This is a genomic window from Desulfosarcina alkanivorans (genome assembly GCF_009688945.1).
GTDB lineage: Bacteria > Desulfobacterota > Desulfobacteria > Desulfobacterales > Desulfosarcinaceae > Desulfosarcina > Desulfosarcina alkanivorans.
This window is the reverse complement of sequence record NZ_AP021874.1, coordinates 4,300,014-4,320,721: the sequence shown is the minus strand read 5'-3', so window position 1 is coordinate 4,320,721 and position 20,708 is coordinate 4,300,014. Positions and strand designations below refer to the sequence as shown.

General features: G+C 60.0%; 17 protein-coding genes and 1 pseudogene. 6 read left to right on the top strand and 12 right to left on the bottom strand.

Annotated features, from left to right (window positions below; all coding sequences use genetic code 11):
- Nucleotides 1-142: 142 nt before the first annotated feature.
- From DSCA_RS18865 to DSCA_RS18840, 6 genes are all read right to left on the bottom strand, one after another.
- Nucleotides 143-3,898 carry a hydantoinase B/oxoprolinase family protein gene (locus DSCA_RS18865; RefSeq protein ID WP_155317895.1) on the bottom strand — a complete coding sequence of 1,252 codons (3,756 nt, stop codon included), beginning with the start codon at nt 3,896-3,898 and terminating at the stop codon, nt 143-145.
- 218 nt (nt 3,899-4,116) lie between these two features.
- The gene (locus tag DSCA_RS18860) at nt 4,117-4,890 is read right to left on the bottom strand and encodes a creatininase family protein (protein WP_155317894.1); all 774 of its coding nucleotides are present in this window, start codon (nt 4,888-4,890) and stop codon (nt 4,117-4,119) included.
- Nucleotides 4,891-4,959: 69 nt separating this feature from the next.
- The gene (locus DSCA_RS18855) at nt 4,960-6,270 is read right to left on the bottom strand and encodes a TRAP transporter large permease (protein WP_155317893.1); all 1,311 of its coding nucleotides are present in this window, start codon (nt 6,268-6,270) and stop codon (nt 4,960-4,962) included.
- The gene (locus tag DSCA_RS18850; RefSeq protein WP_167527863.1) at nt 6,270-6,773 is read right to left on the bottom strand and encodes a TRAP transporter small permease subunit; all 504 of its coding nucleotides are present in this window, start codon (nt 6,771-6,773) and stop codon (nt 6,270-6,272) included. The genes DSCA_RS18855 and DSCA_RS18850 overlap by 1 nt, the downstream gene beginning before the upstream one ends.
- 190 nt (nt 6,774-6,963) lie before the next feature.
- Nucleotides 6,964-7,953, bottom strand: coding sequence for a TRAP transporter substrate-binding protein (locus tag DSCA_RS18845; protein WP_155317891.1), 990 nt, complete (start codon nt 7,951-7,953; stop codon nt 6,964-6,966).
- 327 nt (nt 7,954-8,280) lie between these two features.
- Nucleotides 8,281-9,000 (bottom strand): GntR family transcriptional regulator, encoded by a 720-nt coding sequence (locus DSCA_RS18840; RefSeq protein WP_155317890.1) that lies wholly within the window; start codon nt 8,998-9,000, stop codon nt 8,281-8,283.
- A 293-nt stretch (nt 9,001-9,293) separates the two neighbouring features.
- Here DSCA_RS18840 and DSCA_RS18835 point away from each other — a divergent pair, with 293 nt between their 5' ends.
- The 3 genes from DSCA_RS18835 (at nt 9,294) to ltrA (ending at nt 12,755) form a co-directional block, all read left to right on the top strand.
- Nucleotides 9,294-10,181, top strand: coding sequence for a diacylglycerol/lipid kinase family protein (locus DSCA_RS18835; RefSeq protein WP_155317889.1), 888 nt, complete (start codon nt 9,294-9,296; stop codon nt 10,179-10,181).
- A complete protein-coding gene (locus DSCA_RS18830; RefSeq protein ID WP_167527862.1) occupies nt 10,178-10,885 on the top strand; it encodes a lysophospholipid acyltransferase family protein in 708 nt (235 codons plus the stop codon). Before DSCA_RS18835 ends, DSCA_RS18830 begins: the two co-directional genes overlap by 4 nt.
- Before the next feature lie 619 nt (nt 10,886-11,504).
- Nucleotides 11,505-12,755, top strand: a complete 1,251-nt coding sequence (gene ltrA / locus DSCA_RS18825) for a group II intron reverse transcriptase/maturase (protein WP_197904613.1) — start codon at nt 11,505-11,507, stop codon at nt 12,753-12,755.
- Nucleotides 12,756-12,904: 149 nt separating this feature from the next.
- On the opposite strand, the gene DSCA_RS18820 is transcribed toward ltrA, so the two are convergent.
- Nucleotides 12,905-13,558 (bottom strand): hypothetical protein, encoded by a 654-nt coding sequence (locus DSCA_RS18820; protein ID WP_155317887.1) that lies wholly within the window; start codon nt 13,556-13,558, stop codon nt 12,905-12,907.
- Between the two features lie 199 nt (nt 13,559-13,757).
- On the opposite strand from DSCA_RS18820, the pseudogene DSCA_RS18815 reads away from it, so the two are divergent.
- A pseudogene (locus DSCA_RS18815) lies at nt 13,758-14,054 on the top strand (M48 metallopeptidase family protein); the annotation flags it as partial.
- Between the two features lie 62 nt (nt 14,055-14,116).
- Here the strand turns inward: DSCA_RS18815 and DSCA_RS18810 are convergent.
- The 3 genes from DSCA_RS18810 to DSCA_RS18800 are packed head-to-tail and all read right to left on the bottom strand — an operon-like array spanning nt 14,117 to nt 18,178.
- Nucleotides 14,117-15,424 (bottom strand): tetratricopeptide repeat protein, encoded by a 1,308-nt coding sequence (locus DSCA_RS18810; RefSeq protein WP_155317885.1) that lies wholly within the window; start codon nt 15,422-15,424, stop codon nt 14,117-14,119.
- Entirely contained in the window at nt 15,424-16,473 is a 1,050-nt protein-coding gene (locus DSCA_RS18805; protein WP_155317884.1) for a polysaccharide deacetylase family protein, read from the bottom strand. The genes DSCA_RS18810 and DSCA_RS18805 overlap by 1 nt, the downstream gene beginning before the upstream one ends.
- On the bottom strand, nt 16,454-18,178 hold the full coding sequence (locus DSCA_RS18800; RefSeq protein ID WP_155317883.1) for an adenylate/guanylate cyclase domain-containing protein: 1,725 nt from the start codon (nt 18,176-18,178) through the stop codon (nt 16,454-16,456). The genes DSCA_RS18805 and DSCA_RS18800 overlap by 20 nt, the downstream gene beginning before the upstream one ends.
- 262 nt (nt 18,179-18,440) lie before the next feature.
- On the opposite strand from DSCA_RS18800, the gene DSCA_RS18795 reads away from it, so the two are divergent.
- Complete coding sequence (locus DSCA_RS18795) at nt 18,441-18,908, top strand: CBS domain-containing protein (protein ID WP_155317882.1); 468 nt, start codon at nt 18,441-18,443, stop codon at nt 18,906-18,908.
- Between the two features lie 248 nt (nt 18,909-19,156).
- Here DSCA_RS18795 and DSCA_RS18790 read toward each other — a convergent pair whose 3' ends face one another.
- Both DSCA_RS18790 and DSCA_RS18785 read right to left on the bottom strand, forming a co-directional pair.
- Nucleotides 19,157-19,588 carry a MaoC family dehydratase gene (locus DSCA_RS18790; protein WP_155317881.1) on the bottom strand — a complete coding sequence of 144 codons (432 nt, stop codon included), beginning with the start codon at nt 19,586-19,588 and terminating at the stop codon, nt 19,157-19,159.
- Nucleotides 19,589-19,611: 23 nt separating this feature from the next.
- Nucleotides 19,612-19,863, bottom strand: a complete 252-nt coding sequence (locus DSCA_RS18785; protein WP_155317880.1) for a hypothetical protein — start codon at nt 19,861-19,863, stop codon at nt 19,612-19,614.
- Nucleotides 19,864-20,115: 252 nt separating this feature from the next.
- On the opposite strand from DSCA_RS18785, the gene DSCA_RS18780 reads away from it, so the two are divergent.
- Entirely contained in the window at nt 20,116-20,631 is a 516-nt protein-coding gene (locus DSCA_RS18780) for a polyhydroxyalkanoate synthesis regulator DNA-binding domain-containing protein (protein ID WP_155317879.1), read from the top strand.
- Nucleotides 20,632-20,708: the final 77 nt, after the last annotated feature.

Sequence of the window (20,708 nt, the reverse complement as noted above, 5' to 3'; positions counted from 1 at the left end):
AACGGCAAAATAAATAAGGAATCGGTGCTTGTCAAGATCTTAGGATCGATGTCGTTTGGTCGGTTGAATTTTGTAACCTTTTGGATAATATAGGAAAAATAGCCGGGCCCGCAACCCTTGCCACGGGGCCGGCAGGGGGCGGTCAGGAGCCCTTTTCCCCGAACCCCCCGCCTCCGGGGGTGAGGATGCGGAAGCGATCCCCGGGGCCGGCGAGAATTTCATTTTTTGCTCCCAGGTTCAACCGGCGTCCGTCCCGGTGGATAAAGATGTTCTCACCCCGTTTGCCCGGCCGGCCACCCTCGAGGCCATAGGGTGCGAACACCCGGCGTTCGGAAAGGATGGCCATGTTCAGCGGTTCCAGAAATTCGACTTCACGGACCAGGCCGTCTCCGCCGTGGTGTCTGCCCTCTCCGCCGGAGCCGCCCCGAATGGAAAATTCCCTGAGCAGCAGCGGGTAGCGCCGCTCCAGGATTTCCGGGTCGGTGATGCGGGTGTTGGTCATGTGGGTGTGCACACCGGTCTGGCCGTGCCAGGTGGGGCCGGCGCCGGCGCCGCCGCCGATGGTTTCGTAGTAGCCGAAGCGGTCGTTGCCGAAGGTGAAATTGTTCATGCACCCCTGGGAGGCCGCGGCCACGCCAAAGGCCTTTAAGATAACGTCCACCACCCGCTGGGAGGTGAGCACGTTGCCGCCCACCACGGCGGCCCCGGCGGACGGGGCCAGCAGGCTGCCCGGAGGGATGTGAATGGTGATGGGAATCAGGCAGCCGTCGTTGAGGGGCAGATCCTTTTCGATCAGGCACCGCAGGCTGTAGAGGATGGCGGACCGGGCCACCGCGGACGGGGCATTGCAGTTTCCCCAGATCTCGGGGCCCGTTCCCGTAAAATCGAAGGCGGCGCTGCCGTCCGTGCGGTCGATGGTCAGGGCCAGTGCGATGGGGCTGCCGTCGTCCAGATAGTCCACGGCCTGCACCGTGTCCCTGGCCTGCATGCCCTTGGAACGGGACAGTTCCTTCAGCCGGTTTCGCACCGCCGTTTCGGCGGCGTCCTGGACATGGCCCATGTAGGCCTGCACGACATCAAGCCCATAGTGGTCAACCATCTCCAGCACCAGTTCGATGCCTTTCCGGTTGGCGGCCACCTGGGCCTTGAGGTCCGAAATATTGTCCGCCAGCAGGCGGGTGCCGGAGATGGCCGGGCGGCCCGGCTGGGGAGTGAGCCGGCCCGGGGCCGTCAGCAGGTCGGCGATGCCGGCTTCCTGAAAGATACCGTCGGCCACCAGCTTGAAGGACATGATGCAGGCGCCCTCTTCCTCGATGCACCGTGAGTTGGGGGGCATGGAGCCGGGTGATATGCCTCCGATGTCCGCGTGGTGCCCGCGGCTGGCCACCCAGAAAATGATCGCCCCTTTGCGGAACACCGGCGTGACGACGGTAATGTCCGGAAGGTGGCTGCCGCCGGCCGCCGGGTGGTTGGTCACCAGCACGTCGCCCGGCGCCAGGGTATTGCCCTGGCGGCGGATCTGCTCCTTGACGGCCGCGCTCATGGCGCCCAGGTGAACGGGCAGGTGGGGGGCGTTGGCCACCAGGGCACCGTCGGGGCCGAACAGGGCGCAGGAAAAATCCAGGCGCTCCTTGATGTTGGTGGAGATGGCCGTTTTTTGCAGCATGCGGCCCATCTGTTCGGCAATGGACATGAACAGATTGCTGAAGATCGATAGCTGGACCGGATCGACCCGGGTGCTCAACCGGCGGCTGCTGTTTTCACCCACCCGGATCTCGATGTCCCCATAGCGGTTGACCGTCGCACGGCAGTCCGGCTCCACCACGATGGTGGCCGTATCCTGGATGATGATGGCCGGGCCGTCGATGGCATGGCCGGCCTTCAGATCGGTCATGCGATAGACGGCCGTTTCCAGCCAGCCGTCCTCGAAATAGCAGGGTTTGCGATCCACCCGGACCGCCGGGGCGTCAGCGGTTTCGATGGACACTTTGCGCAGGGTAGAGGCTTCTCCGCGGGCGCGCACCCGCAAGTCGTCCACGAGAATGTCGCGGTCCTTGAGATCAAACCCGAATTCACGGCGGTAGGTGGCCTTGAAAGCCGCCTTGAAATCGCCGTTTTCGGGTCCGGGGATCATCAGGGCCGTATCCGTGCCCTGGTAGCGCATGTTCAGATAGCTTGTGCAGCGGATCTGTCCGGGCGAAAACCCCTGGCGCTCCAACTCTTTCTGCGCGTCGGCCCGGATGCCCTTGAGGCGCTTCATCAGTTGATGACGTTTGGCCCTGGTGAACACCTCGGCGGCCGGCTGCTGGCGTTCAGCCACGACGTCGGCCAGGCCGATGCCGTAGGCCGACAGGATGCCGGAAAAGCGGTGGATGAAAATTTTAGAGATGCCCAATGCCCGGGCGATGGCGCAGGCATGCTGGGCGCCGGCCCCGCCGAAGGTGGCCAGGGTGTGTTCCTTGATGTCGAACCCGCGCATGACCGAAATTTCACGGATGGGCCGCACCATGGTTTCGTTGGCCACCCGGATGAAGCCCATGGCCACCTGTTCAACGGACATGGCGGACTGGCCGTCCTGATGGGTGCTGTCGTTGATCGCCCGTGTCAGATCCGCCATGGCGGCCCGGGCGGCCCGGAGGTCCAGGGGCTGGTCTTCGCCGGGACCGAAAATACGGGGAAAATAATCGGGCTGGAGACGGCCGAGGACCAGGTTGGCGTCGGTGACGGCCAGGTGGCCGTCTTTGCGGTAGCAGACCGGGCCGGGGTGGGCACCGGCGGACTCCGGGCCCACCATGAACATGCCGTTGTCGAAAAACAGGCGGCTGCCGCCGCCGGCGGCCACGGTCTTGATCTGCAGCTGGGGCGCCTGGATACGCACCCCGGCGGTTTCTGTTTCAAACACCAGTTCGTAATCGCCGCCGAAGCGGGAGACGTCGGTGGAGGTGCCCCCCATGTCGAAGCCGATTACCGGTTGCCGGTCCCTGCTGCTGTAGGTGGTCATGGCATAGCCCACCACGCCGCCGGCCGGTCCCGAGAGGATGGCGCGGCTGCCGGTGAAGTCGTCTGCCCGGGCCAGACCACCGTCCGACTGCATGAACTGCAGGCCTTTTTCCTTGAGTCCGCCGGCAAAGCCCCGGCGGAAGCTGTTCAGGTAGGCCTGGATGTGGGGGTTGAGGTAGGCGTCGGTCATGGTGGTGTCGCCCCGGGCCACCAGCTTGACCATGGGCATCACCCCGGAGGAGAGGGAGATCTGGGTAAAGCCCATTTTCCCGGCCAACCGACCCACTTCCAGTTCGTGTTGCGGCCAGGCATAGGCGTGCATGAATACCACGGCCAGGCTGCGGATGCCCCGGTCCAGAATGGCCTGCAGCCGGGGGCGCAGGGCCTCGACATCCAGGGCCTCCAGCACCACCATGCGTTCACCGGTGATCCCCTGTACGACCGGTTCGGCCGGTGTCGCTTCATCGTCCCTGAGCATGCGTACCCGCTCGTCCACCTCCAGGACCGTTTCGTAGAGCAGATCCGGCTTTTTGATCTCCAGGTCGAAGATGGCCGGGCGGTCCTGATTGCCGATCTGCAGGATATCCCGGAATCCCCGGGTGACCAGCAGGGCGCAGCGGGCACCTTTGCGTTCCAGCAGGGCATTGGTGGCCACCGTGGTGCCCATGCGGATCCACTCGACGGCATCCGCCGGCACGCTGTCCTTGGGCAGGTCGATGCCGGTGGTCTCGGCCAGGATGCGACGGATGCCTTCCCGGGGGGCGTCGTCGTAATTCTGGGGATCTTCTGAGAGCAGCTTGACCACCCGGAACCCGGGTTCACCGGGCACTTCGGCGTAGATGTCGGTAAAGGTGCCGCCGCGGTCGATGGAAAATCGATATTTTTTTAAATCGGTCATGGTGGGTCACTTTATTGGATTAACGGGTAAAATCGGATAAATGGAAAAAGAATCCAGAAGAAGGATTCGCCTTCGGCGTTGTCGCTGTCGGATAAGAATGATCGATTTAACCGCCGCTTTTCTACTGGATTCAGGCTCCTGACTCCTTAATTCCGGGCTGTTGGGTTACAAAAGACTCCAAAGACTCAGGGAAAATCGTTTTCGCGGGTTAATAACGCCTAATCCCCTTTCAGCATCTCCAGCACCTGGACCAGGCGGCCAACCAGATGATCATGGTAGGCCCTGCCCTTTTCGGCTGTGGCCTTGCTGGGACAGCCGGTAATGGTGTCGCCGGTGTGCTCGAACGTTTGCTGCAGACCTTCCCGTGTGGCCGGGACGTAGCACAGGGTGTCCCGGGGATCCTGCGGGTCCAGGTGGTAGAGGGGTGTTTCCGAATGAGGGTTGTCCGCGGCTTCGTCCAGGCGAACCAGGTCAGGGTGGCAGTGGCACATGTGCGAAATTTCGATCTCTTCCCCATGGCCGATGGGTCCGAACCCCAGTGTGCCGGCCACCTCCTTGGACATGTAGGCGGGATCGAACAGCACCACCTTGACCCCTAATGTGCGCTGGACCCGCTCGGCAGCGATCTGCATCCAGGGGATGTTGACGATGCGGTGGCCGTTGACCACCACGAAGTTTTTAAAACCATGTTCGGCCAGCGACCCGATGGCATCGCTGAGCACCTCGACGAGGATCTCTGCGCGGATGGAGATGGTGCCCGGCTTGACAAGGTGGTGGGGGCTCCAGCCGAACCACAGGGGCGGTGCCACCAGGACGCCGGTCGTCTGTGCCGCCCCTTCGGCAACGGCCGTGGCCACATAGGTGTCCGTCCCCAGCGGGGCAAACCGGCCGTGTTGCTCGGTGCTGCCCACGGGCAGAATGATGCGGCTGTCCGAGGCCAGGTAGGCCGCCACCGCTTTCCAGGATAATCGCTCGAGGTTGATCGCTTTCATGGGTCGCTCCTGTTCAGTGTCCGTCCGAAACCGGTTCTGCTGCCCGAAATGTTCACTTCCAGGCAGGCACTATTTGGCAGTCATCAACCGGGGAAGATAGAGGGCGATCTCCGGAAACAGGGTGATGATGGCCGTGGTCAGCAACATGAGAAAAAAGAACGGCAGGGCGTGGCGGGCGATGCGTGTGATGGGATCGCCGGTGAGGCCCTGGATGACGAAGAGGTTGAACCCCACGGGCGGGGTAATCTGGCTGACCTCCACCATCAGGATCAGGTAGATGCCGAACCAGATGGGATCGAATCCGGCGGCGACCACCATGGGCAGGGCGATGGGCAGGGTCATCACCACGATGGAAAAGCCATCCAGCAGGCAGCCCAGCACCACGTAGACCAGGCCCAGCAGTACCATCAGGGTATAGGGCGACAGGTCCATTCCGGTGATGGCCTGGGTGATGGCCGCCGGAATGCCCAGAAAACCCATCACCCGGGAAAGAAAACCCGCACCCACCACGATCAGCATGATCATGGCGTTGGTTTTCACGGCCCCCACCAGGCAGTCGAACAGGATCTGGATGTTCATCTGGCGGTTGAGAAAGGCGAAGATGGTGGCGCCCAGGACACCCAGTGCGGCCGCTTCGGTTGGCGTGGCAACGCCCGCGTAGATGCTGCCCAGCACCATCAGAATGAGGATAAGCGTGGGGGCCAGATCCTTTAACGCCCGGATGCGCTCCATCCACGAATAGGTGGCCTGCATCCGCGGGGCGATCTCCGGGTTACGGATGCCCCGGTAGATGATGTAGGAAGCGTAAATCCCGGAAAGCAGGACCCCCGGCAGGATGCCGGCCATGAACATCTTGCCGATGGAAACTTCGGCCAGGATGGCGTAGACGATCATGATCAGCGACGGTGGGATCAGAAATCCCAGGGTGCCGGCGCCGGCCAGGGAGCCCTGGGCGATGGAGCGGTCGTAGCCCAGTTTCTGCAGCTCGGCCAGGGTGATGCGGCCCACGGTGGCCGTGGTGGCGGCGCTGGAGCCGGAAACGGCGGCAAATAGGGTGCACGAGATGATGTTCATCAGCAGCAGTCCACCGGGCAGCCGGTACAGCCAGGGCACCAGGGCCCGGAACAGCCGTTCGGAGATGCCCGACCGGTAGAGGATCTCGCCCATGAGAATGAACATGGGCAGGGCCACGTACTCCCATTTTTCGATGGTGGCCCACACCGACGAGGCCATGTTGTTTCCCGCGGGCAGGCCGGAAAACAGGGTCATGCCCACGAAGCCGACGATAAACAGGGAAAAACCCACCCAGATGCCGGCACCCAGGGCGAGAAACAGGACGCCGAAAACGACGAGGGACATGCTGGCCATACCGGCTTCCATCAGACCACCTCCTCTCCGGTCCCGATGGCCGCAAAGGTTTTCACGGTGGTGCCGGCCAGCTGGATCAGAAAGCAGGCCGCACCGGCCAGCATGAGGGTCTGGGGAATCCACAAGGGTGTCTGGGTCAGCGTGCCGGAGGTGGACCCGTAGCGGATGGTGGACTGGACCATCTTGAACAGGTACCACCACAGGTAGCCCATGAATGCGGTGGTGACAGCCGTGGCCGCGAAGGTGATCGTTGCGGCCAGTCGCCGGGGCAACAAACTCAGGATCAGGGTGATGCGGATGTGACCCTTTTCCTTCAGGCAGTAGCCGGCCCCCATGAAAATGATGGCCGCCAGGCCGTAGGCGCTGTATTCATCGGCAATTAACGTGGTCTTGCTCAACGTGTTCCAAAGCAGGATCTCAACGAGGATCAACAGGGTCATCAGGGCCAGCATGACGGCGGAAATGCCGGCCATCCAGTCGCTGAGCGTTTCGGTAAGGCCTACGATTCGGTTCATTGCGTTTTCAACCCCGGACATATTGCATAACCAATGATGCTGACACGTAATTTTCCAGAAATGGGTGCTTGTGGTTCAGGTCGGGACCGCAGCGTTGGCACAACCACAGGCGTAGCAGCGCTTCATCGAGGATTGCGCCAACGTAAGTACGCCGGCCCGGGCTGCAAGATGCTATCTCTGGAAGATCACTTCATTTGCCGGTGATCCGGGCATACTGGTCCAATATCGCCTGGGCGTCCGCGCCGGCTTTTTTAGCCCATTCACCGCGCAGCTGGTTGCCGATGGCGTCCATCTCCTTGCGGAATGCCTGGCTGACCGGTGATACGCGCATGCCGTTTTCAACGAGGGTGGCCCGGCTTTTGCGATCCATGTCGCCGGCCAGGTTCCACATCTCATCTTCCATGTCGGCGGCAATTTCCAGCACTTTTGCCTGAATATCCGCGGGGAGCCTGTCCCATGCGGCCTGGTTGACGTTGACCATGTTCACCGGCCCCACAATGTTGATCGGGGTGAAATACTTGAGGACCTCCCAGGATTTGGCATCCACACCCGAGACGGACGAGGTGTACATGGAATCCAGCAGGCCCGCCTTCATGGCCGGGTAGACCTCGGAGAAGGGCATTTTGCGGGCGGCAATGCCGGTGGCCTTGCCGAATGCCAGGCCGGTTCCGTCATACACGCGCATTTTCAAGCCCTTGAGATCGGCGGCGGAACCGATGGCCCGCTGGGTGTAGATGCCGGAAAAGGGCCATACCGAGGTGTAGAGGGTGAACTGGTTGAATTTTTTGAGCACCTTGGCGTAGGTGGGCTTGGACAGCTGGTAGAGCAGGCGCTGCTCGAAGGCATTGGTGGAGATGAACGGCTGGGCGGTCAGGGCCAGCACCGGGGCGTCGCCTTCGACCATGCCGGTGGGGACTTCGGCCACAGCCAGCTGGCCTTCGGCCACGGCGCGCAGCAGCTCGGGCCCCTTGAAGCCCAGGGCCGCGCCGGGGTGCAGTACGATGGTGAGTTCACTGCCGGTGGCCTCCGCCACCCTGTCGGCAAAGCGCTGGGCTCCCTGGGAGTGGAAATTGCCGGCCGGGTAATTCAGGTGCATGTCCCACTTGGTTTTGGCAAAACCATCGGAGACAACAAAAACGGCGAGAACGACACAGAACAGGATTAACAGGGCTCTTTTCATTTTTCTTCCTCCTTTAACGCTGGCGGGTTATTCGAACACGGTGGTGGCCCAGCCCGGCGGCTGGCACCATGGATACAACCGGTGGTATGCGAACTGTCCCGGCTCGGTCGGCCAGATCTTGACGGATTCGTAAAAACGCCGAGGTCTGCGTTACGCTTCACCCCTCGTCACTGCGCCGTACTGTGAGCAAGCCCATTTCTCGGGATGGAACATGAATGTTTGCCGTAAGGATGAAGGCCGATTTGCTGTTCGCTCGCACAAGCTCGGTTTGGCGGCCCGCAAACCTTGATCCGGGCGTTTTAACGAATCCGTCGAAATTGCGTTTTTTTACGAGTCGATCAGGTATTGAATCATCCGGTTTTTAAAGATCCGGATATGCGCCTGGATGACCGCTTTGAGACCGCTTTCGTCCCGGTCCCGGATCAGTTCGATGATCTGTTGATGCTGCTCGACCACGGAGGTGTAGTGCTCCTTCAGCGACCGCTGCAGTTCGATTTCGTTACCATAGGACAGGTAGGCCAGGCGGTTGGTCTCGCATCTCACTTTCTGGAGCGCCTGCATTAGGTACAGGTTTCGGGAACAGGCGGCATAGTGACTGTGGAAGACCCCGTTGGCTTCCACCAATTCCAGGATGTCCATGTTTTTCATCGCCCCTGCCACGTCGTCGTTGGCCGCTTCCATCATCGTCAGAAAACGGGCCGTATCCTGCCTGACCGCCAGGTGGGCCACCCCCAGTTCCATGATCAACAGGGCATCGAATGCGGCCTTGGTGTTCTGGATCGTGATGGGGCGCACCGTGTAGCCCTTGCCGGGGGAGGATTCGACCAGCAGATCGGCGGCCAGGCGCAAAAGGGCTTCCCGGACAGGTGTCCGGCCGATGCCCAGCTGCTCCACCAACTGGTTCTCTTCCAGCCGCTGCCCCGGCTCGTAGGCCAGGCTGATGATATGGCGGTACAGGGTTTGGTATGCATTGGCGGCCAGGGACTGCCGACCGCTTCCCGCGGACTTTTTGAGGTTTGTCGACGTATAACTGCCAGGCAGGGGCATGGGGCACCGGTTCGATGATGGTTAGCGGATATGTGACCTATTTCTGTGTGTATTTCAAATATATGTCAAGTATATTTTTTATGAATCGTTATTAAACGCCTATAATATATTGATAATATATTAAATTTGTGCAATAGGAATTGTGTCTGTACCATCGATGGATCCCTGTGTGTTTCCCAATTATCCGTCAGACGCCGATCAGGGATGACCTTCGCCGCTGTTTTCACAAGGCCGACAGACCCGACGCGCCGTCGCTTTGGAACTGATTTGGAAAGGATTTTCCGATACCCTCCATGACCCTCGCACTGATCGCCAACCCAAGCGCCGGAGGCCGCAAGGGAGCCCGAGTCATCCCCCAGGTGGAGAAACGGTTGCGCCTATACGGGCTGGACTACCGTATTTTCATCACCCAGCAGCATGCCCATGCCTTGGATATTGCCAGGCGGCTGACACCCGCGAATTACGATGGCATCGTGTCCATAGGCGGCGACGGAACCAACTTCCATTTGCTCAACGGCCTCTTGAAATACCATGATCCGGACCGGTTGCCGCCCCTGGGCATCATCCCCGTGGGCAGCGGCAACTCCTTTGCCCGCGATCTGAACATCCGCACCACGAAAGACGGCCTCCGGGCATTGATCCGGGGACGGACGCGGCCGGTGGATGTCTGCAGCTTTGACCGGGGAGGACAGCCCTGGTATTTCGTCAATCTTGCCGGATTCGGATTTGTGACCGATGTGGCCCAGACGGCCCACCATTTGAAACGGGTCGGCGACTTCAGTTATGTAATGGGGGTGTTCCACCGGATGCTGAATTTGCGGTTTCACCATATGGAACTGGAGATCGACGGCCGGCGAATCAACGGGGACAATTGTTTCGTAGAATTCTGCAATTCCCGATACACAGGGGGTAAAATGCTTATGGCACCGCATGCGAAGATTGACGATGGATGGTTCGATGTGGTGGTCGCGGGGCCCATTAGCCGGGGGGCATTGATGGCAACCTTCCCCAAAATATTCAGCGGCACCCACGGGCAGCATCCGGCGGTCCGGTTTTATCGTGCCCGAACGGCTTCGGTGCGAACCGATCCACCCAAACCCCTGCTGCCCGATGGTGAACTTTTCGGGTCGACACCGACGCGGGTTGCCATTCATCCCCAATGGGTCAGGTACTTCTCATGAAAATGGTGCGTTCGACGATGCTGTGGACCGCGGGTACGGCCTTTTTTGCCTTTACCTTCGTGATTCTATCCGTGGGCCTGTTCATGCTTTCCCGGGAACGGGTCTTTGCCCTGGCCCGGTTTCTCTTTTCCATCCAGACGCGGCTCATGGGAATCCGGCTGAATGTGACCGGTCTCGAACACCTGGACCGGACGAAAACCTACCTGATCATGGGAAATCACCAGAGCCTGTTCGATCTGTTCGTGATTCCGGCGGCCCTTCCGGGCGTCTATACGGCTGTGGAGGCGGCCTATCACTTTTCCATCCCCCTGTGGGGCAGCCTGATAGCCCGCTGGGGGTGCATCCCCATCCATCGCCGGAACCTGGAAAAAGCCAAAGAGAGCCTCGATATCGCCCGACAGCGCCTGCGGGAGGGAATTTCCCTAATTATCCTGCCCGAGGGGCACCGCACCCTTACCGGCCGGATGGGGGAATTCAAGAAAGGGCCCTTTCACCTGGCCCGCCAGGCGGGGGCCGATATCCTGCCCTTCGCCATCAGCGGATTGTTCGAATACAATGCCAAGGGCGCCTTTCACCTGAACCCCAAACCGGTTCAGGTCGCGATTGGCCCGCCGATCCCCTTTTCGGTCTGCGCCGGGATGACGCCGGAGCAGCTGCGGGATTGGGTGCGTGGGGTTATTGCCGACCTGGCGGGGGAGTGTTGAAAAAGGAAGTGGCAGCTGCCGGGGGCTATTTTTTCGTTGGAGCGGCTTCCAGCCGCGATGCAATCTGGACAGTCGCGGCGAGGACGCCGCTCCAAGTGCGCCCGTGAGCGCACGATGTCAAAGAGGTGCAAGTTCTCTTCAGGCCTATCGCTCTCCGGGCCTGTAACCGAAGGTAACTGCGTCGCCGTGAGGCGGGGTGGGAAGCAACCGGAGGTGAACGACCAGTCCGTAGGATGACGAACTCGATTCGGCCGGGCGTTGCCGGCGAGCCTGCTTGGAGAATGGCGAAGCCTCTACCCGAAGAAAGGGGACCTGCCGAGCTAAGGGGTAGCGTGTTAAAGCTGGGACAGGGGGACGTCAGGTGGTTGGAGATGGAATGGTCGGAAGGCGTCGTGGGTAAAGCGGGGAGACCTGTCTGTGGGGTGATGTGGACAGGAGTCAGAGCCTTCATAGTACTGCAGCGGCGACTGTCGTGAGAAGCGCGGAGAGCAAACCCGTGCCGAGGGAAGGGAGGCAGGAAGGTGGATGTGTGAAATCCAGTAACAGGCAATGCACAAGCTACGTGTCGCCAGTGTCCCGTCGCGGCGGGACTAAACAAGGCACAGAAACCCGAAGTTGGGTGGAAGCCTCGATCTGGACAGAGCGCATGTTGGCGGCGCTGGAAAACGGCGTCAAAGGAGGCACATGGTTCAGCCTGATCGACAAGGTTGCCCGTCAGCGAACCCTTGAAATCGCGTGGCAGAAGGTCGCCGCAAACAAGGGGTCGGCAGGTGTGGACGGCCAGAGTATCGAACGGTTTGGGTACAAGGCGTCGGCTTACCTTGAGGAATTGTCGGAGTCGTTGAAATCGGGAACCTATCGCCCCCAGCCGGTCAAGCGCGTGGAGATTCCCAAGGGACCGGGTAAGACCCGCCCACTGGGAATTCCGGTGGTCAAGGACCGCATCGTGCAGACGGCGTTGAAGTTGGTGATAGAACCGATTTTCGAAAAGGAATTCGAGGAGACGAGCTTTGGCTTCCGACCGGGGCGCGGTTGCAAGAGCGCCCTTCGAGAGGTGGACCGCCTGATTAAGAATGGCTGCACCCATGTCGTGGATGCGGACCTGGCGAGCTACTTCGACACCATTGCCCATGACCGGTTGATGGCGCTGGTGGAAACGCGCATCAGCGACGGGCGGGTTCTCGACCTGATTCACGGGTATCTCAAACAGGATATCATCAGCGAGCTCAAGCGATGGACGCCGATTGGTGGCACGCCGCAAGGTGCGGTTATCAGCCCGCTGTTGGCGAACCTGTACCTGCATCCGCTGGACCGTCTGATGCGGTCCAAAGGGTACCGCATGGTGCGTTATGCCGATGACTTTGTCGTGATGTGCCCGAGCCCGGAGACGGCTCAATCGGCGCTGGCCGTTATAAACGCCTGGGTAGCGGCAAACGGTCTGACCTTGCATCCGGACAAAACCCACGTGGGGGATTGCACGGTACCGGGGCAAGGCTTCGAGTTTCTGGGATATCGGTTCGAGGCTGGAAGACGATGGGTCCGCCGCAAAAGTTTGAACGCCTTGCGGGATCGCATTCGGACCAAGACCCGGCGCACGCGAGGAAACAGCCTCAAACACATTATTGAGGACCTGAACCCGATGCTGCGTGGGTGGTTTGGTTATTTCAAACATGCGAATTCCAATGAGTTCAAATCGGTCGATGGATTTATCCGTCGTCGGCTTCGATCGGTGCTACGGAAACAGCAGAAGCGTCCTGGAATGGGTCAATGCCGTAAAGACCATACCCGCTGGCCGAATGCTTTCTTTGCTGAGCGTGGGCTTTTCACCATGACCGAAGCCCATGCACTGGCAAGCCAATCACGATGTTGAAACCACCGACTGGAGAGCCGTGTGCGGGAGAACCGCACGCACGGTTCGGAGGGCGGGGAGGGCGACGGCCCTTCCCGACCCCTATCGAATCCACCACTTTCTTTGGAATGTTTGCCACAGGTGGCATCAAAAAGCTTCTTACCGGTTCGTCACCCCTGGTCCTCGTCGCGAACGGGAATCCCGCTGCGTGACGACGGCGGTGCATAGCTTTCCCGGCGGGAGGCGCTGACGGCCTTGTTGGCGATGTCCTGGACTTTCTCATAGGCCTGTTCGCTCTTTTTGGAAAGATCCCGGATCTGGGCTTCCTGGGACCCCACCATCTTTTCCAGGGCCTCGATTTTCCCGGTCAGCACATTCTTTTCACCGTCAAAGCGTGCCTGCATAAGGGCCTTTTCACTTTCAAAATCCCGGGTCAGCTGCTTGGTGGCGTCCGCCAACGCGGACTGAACGGCCGTTTCCAGTCGTTTGGGAAACCCATCCACCTCTTTTCGCAGAGCATCAATATCTTTTTCGCGGGCGGCAACCGCTTCCTCACGGAGATCGAGGGCTGCGGTTCGCTCCTGAACGCTGTGGTCGAAGTCGCCGCGTTTGTCGGCTATCTCTTTTGCAAGGGCATGCAGTTCGTCTTCCAGGGCATTCTTACGCTGCTCTTTCTCACGGGTAAAGATATACTCGTACTCCTCCTTTTCCCGCTGACGTTCTTTTTTCAGGGATGCTTTCTCCTCGGCGACCTGCCGGTCATGGTGGCCTTCTTTGTTGACGTATAGGACATTATAGCCACAGCGTGTGACAGATACGGTCACACGGAAACCATTTTGTTGAAACTTTGGCTTGGCAGGTAGCCATAAAATGAAAGTGAGCTTTCCCAGATTTTAAAGCGCAGTATCGAAACCTTGAAAAACCACTATCTTTCAAAAATGGTCAGACAGGAAAAACTCCTGCTGTGTTATCCCGATATCTTGACCGCCGAATCGTCGAGCATGACCTCCTGCCACTGAATGGGTTCCCCGGCGGCTTCGGCTGCTGCAGGAGCGTGTGGGAATTGAGCCAGAATCCATTGAGATTCGTGACCTGGGGTTCCGCTGGGGATCATGTGCCAGCAAAGGAAAACTCCTCTTCCACTGGCGGTTGATTCTTCTCCCTCCCGAGCGGATCGATTATTTGATTTTGCATGAACTGGTGCATCTTCACGGGCACAACCACAGCCCGGCTTCTTACGACAGGTTGAAGCGCGCCGCACCTGATTATGAACGCCAGGAGGAGTGGTTGCGCCGCATTGGCGATCAGTATGGGTTCTGAAACAGATACACTGATGAAGGTAATGCCCAACGTGATGGCGCGGTCGGAGTTTTGACCGTTTGTCAGGGCAGGGTCTCGATCTTGTCGAGCAGCCGGCGGGCGTTGTCGATGTTTTCCCGGGCTTTGGCGTGGTCCGGGTCGCAGGCCAGGGCCATCTCCCATTCGGCGATGGCTGACTGGAGATCTTCGTTGATGAAATCTTTGACGCCATTGCGGTAGTGAATCTGGGCCAGGGCACGCAATCGGGTGTGGACCGTTTCCTTCAAGGCCATGCCGGCCTCGTGACCCTCATCGGTCCGGGCCAGCACTTCCCGTGCCTTGAAAAAACGCCTGTGGTCGAAGTGGTCCAGGGCCAGCCGGTAGCGCGCTTCGGCAGCCAGTTCGCGGGCCTTGTCGTTGCCCGGTGCGCTGGCCAGCACGCCTTCGGCCAGGTCGAGGCTCTCCTGATAGCGCCCCTGATCAAAATGATTGCGGGCGGCAGCCAGGTCGAGGGTGGCCTGCATTCCCTGGCGGGCGGCCTCCAGTTTTTCCCGGGCGTCGGCCTTGCCCGTGAATCCGTCCGGAACCGCAGACAGGGATTGCCGGGCCTCATCGAGGCGTCCGGATTCGATCTGGGTCCGGGCTTTTTTCAGATGGATGGTGTGGATCAGGGCCTGGACGCCGGGATCGGACGGGTTCGCCTTTCTGGCCAGGGCCAGCGCACCATCGAGGTCATTTTCGGCCAGCCGTGTGCCGGCTTCGGCCAGTCGGCTGGAGGGCTTTTTTTTGCGGACCTTTTTGGCGGGGAGCTTGCCCAGTTTGGGCAGAATCAGCAGGGTCCCGGGCGGCAGGGCCGCGTCTTCCGGAAGATCGTTGAACCAGGCCACGACAAAGGCTTTTTCCCCATCGCCGAAGACTTTTTGGGCCACGGTGGCGGGCCGGTCGCCGGGTGCCGACAGATGAACGGCAATGGGAAAGGGAGAATAGCGGGCCCTGATCTGTTTCAGGGCCGGTTGGAAGTCGGGGTCCAGGCGGAGCGCCGCCAGAAAATGGTTGCGGGCCGCCGTGGGCCGCTTCGCTTTCAGACTCGCCAGGCCCTTTTGATAATGGGCGTTTACCGCCCGCGCAATTTTTTCTTCCAGGCGGGTGATTTCGCGGCCGGCTTCTGTCCGATCCATTGATATCCGACGGACCAGACGCCAATGATCCAGTGCCATGGCCAGTTCACCCTGCGCTTCCAGGTTGCGGGCCCGCCCACGGATATTGCCGGCTTGTGCCGCCGACCACCAGGGGCCGGCACGCAAATAATCCGACACCGAATTCAGTGTGCCGGCGCAGCCGCAGAGAAGCACGGTGGCCGTTAAGGCGATGGTTGGCAGCCATCGCCGCATCAGTTGAGATCCGCCTTGATGAGGGTGGTAAGTTTTTTCCCGAACTGCTCCGGGCTGGTCCGGCTGTCGATGACGGTTCGATGGATGCCAAACCGATCGGAAAAAAAGGGGTTGTCCCCCGGTTGCCGGCTGAAGGCTGCCGAAAATCCGATCTTGGCGGCCATGGCGGAGACCAGGCGGCTGGTGCGGCCGTGGGGATAGGCCAGGAAGCGGCAGGGGGTGCCCAGGCGGGCTTCGATCGCCTCGCGTGCCAGGCGCAGTTCCGTTTCCACCGATTTGAAATAGGCTGCGAATGACTGCCCCTGGGGCCTGCGGGTCAATGATCGCCCGCTTCGGCCCCGGCATGCGATGGTGAACCCCTTGTCCGCCAGCTGTTTTACCTGCTCCCAGCTCATGGCGCCCTTTGCCCCCACTTCACTGGTGGCCAGGAAAACCGTTGCCGTAAAGCCGTGTTCATTGAGTATGGGAATGCCGATCTCGTAAAGGCGCCGGGAGGCCGTGTCGAAGGTGATCAACACCGACCGGCGGGGCAGCTGGTCGGTAAATTCCATGAAATTGACCAGCTGACCCGGTGTGATGGCCGTGAACCCTTCGGTTTTCAACCAGTTCATCTGACGCCCGAATGCCGACCGGGACACCTGCCGGCCGTTGTTCGGGGTGTCGCCGACATCCGTATAGGCCAAAACCGGAACCGTCTGGTAGCCGTCGGGCGTCAGGCCGCCGAGTCGGAACGGGGCCACGGGGGCGATGACCGCCCCGCCCCCGGACAGGGTGTCACTGTCGTTGTATTCTTCGATCATCCAGCCTCTGGCGGCATCGTTCAGATAGCGCCGGGCGATGCTGGCCGGGGTGTCTCCCTGGCGGGGCCTGACCAGGAGGGGCCGGTCCGGGGCCGGGGGCTCCCCGGTCGTTTCGGCATGAAGGGAGGAGGGCGGCAGGCCGGTTGCAAGGGTCAGCAGGCAGGCCGTCACCTGCAATAGGGTGCGTGCTATGGCACCCGCTGCCTGCCGTCGCGGATTCCCGGACGGATTATTCGGCTGATTTGACATGGGCCCTCTGTTTGATGGACGTCACGCGAAAGGTCTCCACGGGTGCCGTCTTGCCCTTGATGGTGCGGGTGCCGGCCGGCTCCACGCCGACCAGGCCGCGCAGGCGGTCGAAAACGGTGTCCGTCACCAGCACTTCACCGGGGGCGGCCAGCCCGCTGAGCCGGGAGGCCAGGTTCACCGTGTCGCCGATAACGGTGTATTCCATTTTTGCCTGGGATCCAAGGTTGCCTGAAACGATGGGGCCGGTGTGGATGCCGACGCCCACCGATGCCAGCAATGGATTACCATGGATGCTCTGATGGCGCAATCGATCCATGAGATCCACGGCGGCCCGCACCGTGCGCTCCACGTGATCCTTTCTGAACACCGGCACCCCGAACACCCCCAGCACACAGTCGCCGATAAATTTATCCACGTAGCCCCCGTAATCGAGGATGGCGCGGGTGGCGAGGTCGAAATAGGTGTTGAGCATCTCCACTACCGCTTCGGGTTCCCGCTCTTCGGCATAGGCGGTAAAACCACGGATGTCGGCAAAGAGAATCGTGGCATCATTTTTGTGCCCCTTGAGCCATGTTTTCTCCGGATCGGCGAGAATCATTTCCAGCACCTCCTCGCCCACATATTTGCCGAACGACTGGCGGGTCAGCGTGTGCCGGAAAAGCTCTTCGCCCATCTGGTTGAAGGCGGTGGCCAGGTTGCCCAGCTCGTCCTGGCGGTCGAGTTCCACCCGATAGCGGTAATCCCCTTTCCCGATGGCTTCGGTGGCGGCGACCAGTTGAGAAATGGGCCGGGAAAAGCGGACGCCCAGGAAGACGGCGATGGCCAGGCCGACAATCAGCATGACCAGTGTCATCACCAGGATCGATCCTTTTTCCCGGTCCACCAGTTGCTCGATAAAATCCAGCGAGACGCCCACGTGGACCGTCCCCAGGATTTTGTCCTGAAAGACCACTTCCCGGGTCAGGTCCAGTATCTGCTCGCCCGAATCGGCCGTGTAAGAAAAATAAGAGAGGTTTCCCCGGGATACCGGCGGTGCTGCCGGGGTGGGGGCGGCCAGTGGGGTGCCGATCCGATCCACATCGGTGTGCGCCCGGATCACCCCCCGGGTGTTGGCAACCACGGCATAGCGCAGTCCTTCGGTTCCGGTGGCCTCCTTGATCAGGGTGTTGAGGCTCAGGATATCGTCGTCGATAAGCGGAATGCGCGCGTTGTTGGCGAAATAGTTGAGGCTTACCGTCCCAACGGTCACCGTCTGGTCGAAAAGCTGGGCCTTCTGCCGGTTGATGATAAAATAACTGAAAGAGAAGATGGTGACGGTGACGATGAGCAGTGCGCCGATGCACAGCTTGAGCCAGATGGGAATGGCCGGGGCGGGCAGACGTTCGGCCAGCGGGCCGCGCTGGTGAAGGATGAGTTCCCGGATGTTGTCCGACAGGGAGGCGACGGAGATCCTGAAATTTTCATTGATGGCATCGACAACCGCAGCCTCGGAGGCCAGTCCCAGCTCGGTAATCATGTGCCCCAGGCGAACGGCCTGGCCGGTTTCGATCAGCCGCTGGCGCTGGGCGGCCAGGGCGGCGGCCAGCTCTTCTTCGGTAAGCATGCCTCGATCCACCAATACCTGGCCCAGTTGGACATCGCCCGGGGATCGCCGCCGGAAAAGATGCTGGATGCCGGAAAAAAGGGTTTTGGGAGTCCGCTGCATGGCTGCGCCGCTCGTGTGGAGGGTCGGGGTGCCGTATGGATGTCGGCCGGCACCGAACTGTGCAGAACTATAATGGGGAGGGTCGGCCGGTGTCAACACACAGCTTGGGTATCGTTGACAGCCCGGGGCCGGAAGGCTATCTTATTTTCAAACGATCACGCCGCCAGTCGGGTTGGGCCTTCCTTGATCCAGAATCCGGAGACAACGGTCAGGCACCGGCTTCAGCGGTTGTATGCAACCCCTTCGAAAAAGGCGGTGAAAGATGAAGACAGCCAACGACATGCTCGAGGAGAAGGGAAGTGATATTCTCTGTGTACCGGAGGGAACCGCTGTCCTGGAGGCGCTGACAAAGATGAATGCGCGCAAGGTGGGGGCCATTCTGGTTACCCGTGACGGCAAGCCGACCGGTATCTGGACGGAGCGGGACCTCATGCGAAACATCCTCGATGAGGCCTTCGATCCCGCGACCACCCGCATCGAGGAGGTGATGACCAGAAGTCTGATCTTTGCCGCGCACACCGATACCGTCTACAATCTCATGGACAAGTTCCTGGGGCTGCGCGTGCGACACCTGCTCATCGAAAAGAACGGCGAGACCATCGGCATGATTTCCGGCGGGGATGTCATGAAGGCATCCATCCAGGAAAAGGATGAGGAGCTCAAACAACTCAACTCCATGGTCGGGTGGGATTACTACGAGAACTGGTGCTGGCGGCCCGAATCCAAGTAAGAAGGCGCCGGCAAAATCCGATATCGGCGTTACGCCTCATCCCTCGTTGCCGTGGGCCAGCATGTGTACGCTGCCTGCGGCACCCGCGATTGCGGCATTCCCGGGATGGCGCATGATGGACCATTTACGGAGGCGACGATTTTTTCCGCTCGCCGGCTGAGGCTCGCTGTCCCGGCTCTTGTGCGGCGCCTTGTGAATCGCGATTTCTTGCATGTCCGTGTGACACGCCTGTGTGGACAAGCCGGCGATCAGGCGGTCTTCGGTGGCCGGGGAGGGCTCACCAGGGCCTCTCCCTCCAGGACCGTGGTTCCGTCCTGATTCACGCAGGTGGTTTTCAGGCGCACCCGTTTTTTCTCTCCCAGCTTTTCGATGACCTCCACCGTTGCGGTAACCGTATCCCCGATGCGTACCGGTGCCACAAAATTCAGCTCCTGCCGCATGTACACCGTCCCCGGACCCGGCAGGCGCATACCGATCACCGCGGAGATAAACCCGGCAGACAGCATGCCGTGGGCGATGCGTGTTTTGAAAAATGTACCTTGCGCGTAAGTTTCATCGACGTGCGCGGGGTTGAGGTCTCCGGTGACGCCGGCAAACAGGTAGACGTCGGCATCGGTCACGGTTTTCGTGAACCGGTCCGCATCTCCGACGGTAAGCTGATCGAAGGTTCTGCCAGTCATGGTGCCATCCTTGTTGGATTCAGTTAAACGAACTCCTCCACTTTCTTGAAGGCCTCATCCACGCTCTGCTTGTAGGTTTCGCGCCCCTTTTTAAAGGCCTCCACCCACTCCTTGATCGCTTTGCGGCCTTCTTCGGGCATCCAGGTGGCCTGGTTCAGCATCGAATTGGCCAGGGTTTCGGTCTGGTCCTGGACCATGACCATGGCGTTGAATGCATTGTTGAAAGCGCCCTTGTTGAAGTCGACCATCTGTCTGAAAATTTGTTTTTGATCCATGATTGTACTCCCTATTTGTGGTTTGTGAATTCGTGGGTTTCTTTTTTCGTGAATTCAATATAGGTCCCCGGTGGACAATGTCAATGGAAAAATGGTGCGATGCACAAAAACTGTTAATTCAGGTTGTATCTTTGCCGATATTGCATATATTACAACGTAGGCCGTAATCGACGATGGCGGTCATTTGTTTTTTTGCAGTGTAGCAAAAAAACGATGGTGCAACCGAGCCGAAAGAGGAGGCAGAAAGCAACCATGTCTAACCCTTTGATATTAAAAAAATACAGCAACCGACGCTTATACGACACCCGCAAGAGCTGCTATGTCACCCTGGAAGATGTGGCCGGGATGATCCGCTCGGGTGAAGAGGTGCAGATTCAGGACGCCGGCACCAAAGAGGATGTGACCGCCTTCATTCTTACCCAGATTGTCTTGGAGGTGGCCAAGCGCAAAAATAGTCTGTTGCCGGTTCCGGTTTTGCATCTGATCATCCGCTATGGCGACAATGCTCTGGGGGAGTTTTTCGACAAATACTTTCAAAAAACCATCCAAAACTACCTGCAGACCAAGAAGGCTTTTGACGAACAGTTCGGCCAATGGCTGGATATGGGGCTGGATATGTCCCGGCGCATGCCGGAGATGATGCCCGGCGGTGCTCCCGTCAACGCCATGATGGAAATGTTCGGCTTGTCCGGTGCGCCCGCCGCCCAAAAAGAGCGGAAGGATCGGGACGCGCAGGACACCAGTGACGAAAATGAATCCGGTGCATAGCCATCCGGCTTTATCCGCCGATGTGCGTTTGCTGCCGCGTTGCTCAGTCCTTCTTCCGTTTGTCAAACAGATCCGAG

Excerpts from the sequence above, each read along its gene's own strand:
- DSCA_RS18865 (WP_155317895.1), bottom strand. The coding sequence starts at position 3,898 with ATGACCGATTTAAAAAAATATCGATTTTCCATCGACCGCGGCGGCACC.
- DSCA_RS18860 (WP_155317894.1), bottom strand. The coding sequence starts at position 4,890 with ATGAAAGCGATCAACCTCGAGCGATTATCCTGGAAAGCGGTGGCGGCC.
- DSCA_RS18855 (WP_155317893.1), bottom strand. The coding sequence starts at position 6,270 with ATGGAAGCCGGTATGGCCAGCATGTCCCTCGTCGTTTTCGGCGTCCTG.
- DSCA_RS18850 (WP_167527863.1), bottom strand. The coding sequence starts at position 6,773 with ATGAACCGAATCGTAGGCCTTACCGAAACGCTCAGCGACTGGATGGCC.
- DSCA_RS18845 (WP_155317891.1), bottom strand. The coding sequence starts at position 7,953 with ATGAAAAGAGCCCTGTTAATCCTGTTCTGTGTCGTTCTCGCCGTTTTT.
- DSCA_RS18840 (WP_155317890.1), bottom strand. The coding sequence starts at position 9,000 with ATGCCCCTGCCTGGCAGTTATACGTCGACAAACCTCAAAAAGTCCGCG.
- DSCA_RS18835 (WP_155317889.1), top strand. The coding sequence starts at position 9,294 with ATGACCCTCGCACTGATCGCCAACCCAAGCGCCGGAGGCCGCAAGGGA.
- DSCA_RS18830 (WP_167527862.1), top strand. The coding sequence starts at position 10,178 with ATGAAAATGGTGCGTTCGACGATGCTGTGGACCGCGGGTACGGCCTTT.
- DSCA_RS18810 (WP_155317885.1), bottom strand. The coding sequence starts at position 15,424 with ATGCGGCGATGGCTGCCAACCATCGCCTTAACGGCCACCGTGCTTCTC.
- DSCA_RS18805 (WP_155317884.1), bottom strand. The coding sequence starts at position 16,473 with ATGTCAAATCAGCCGAATAATCCGTCCGGGAATCCGCGACGGCAGGCA.
- DSCA_RS18800 (WP_155317883.1), bottom strand. The coding sequence starts at position 18,178 with ATGCAGCGGACTCCCAAAACCCTTTTTTCCGGCATCCAGCATCTTTTC.
- DSCA_RS18795 (WP_155317882.1), top strand. The coding sequence starts at position 18,441 with ATGAAGACAGCCAACGACATGCTCGAGGAGAAGGGAAGTGATATTCTC.
- DSCA_RS18790 (WP_155317881.1), bottom strand. The coding sequence starts at position 19,588 with ATGACTGGCAGAACCTTCGATCAGCTTACCGTCGGAGATGCGGACCGG.
- DSCA_RS18785 (WP_155317880.1), bottom strand. The coding sequence starts at position 19,863 with ATGGATCAAAAACAAATTTTCAGACAGATGGTCGACTTCAACAAGGGC.
- DSCA_RS18780 (WP_155317879.1), top strand. The coding sequence starts at position 20,116 with ATGTCTAACCCTTTGATATTAAAAAAATACAGCAACCGACGCTTATAC.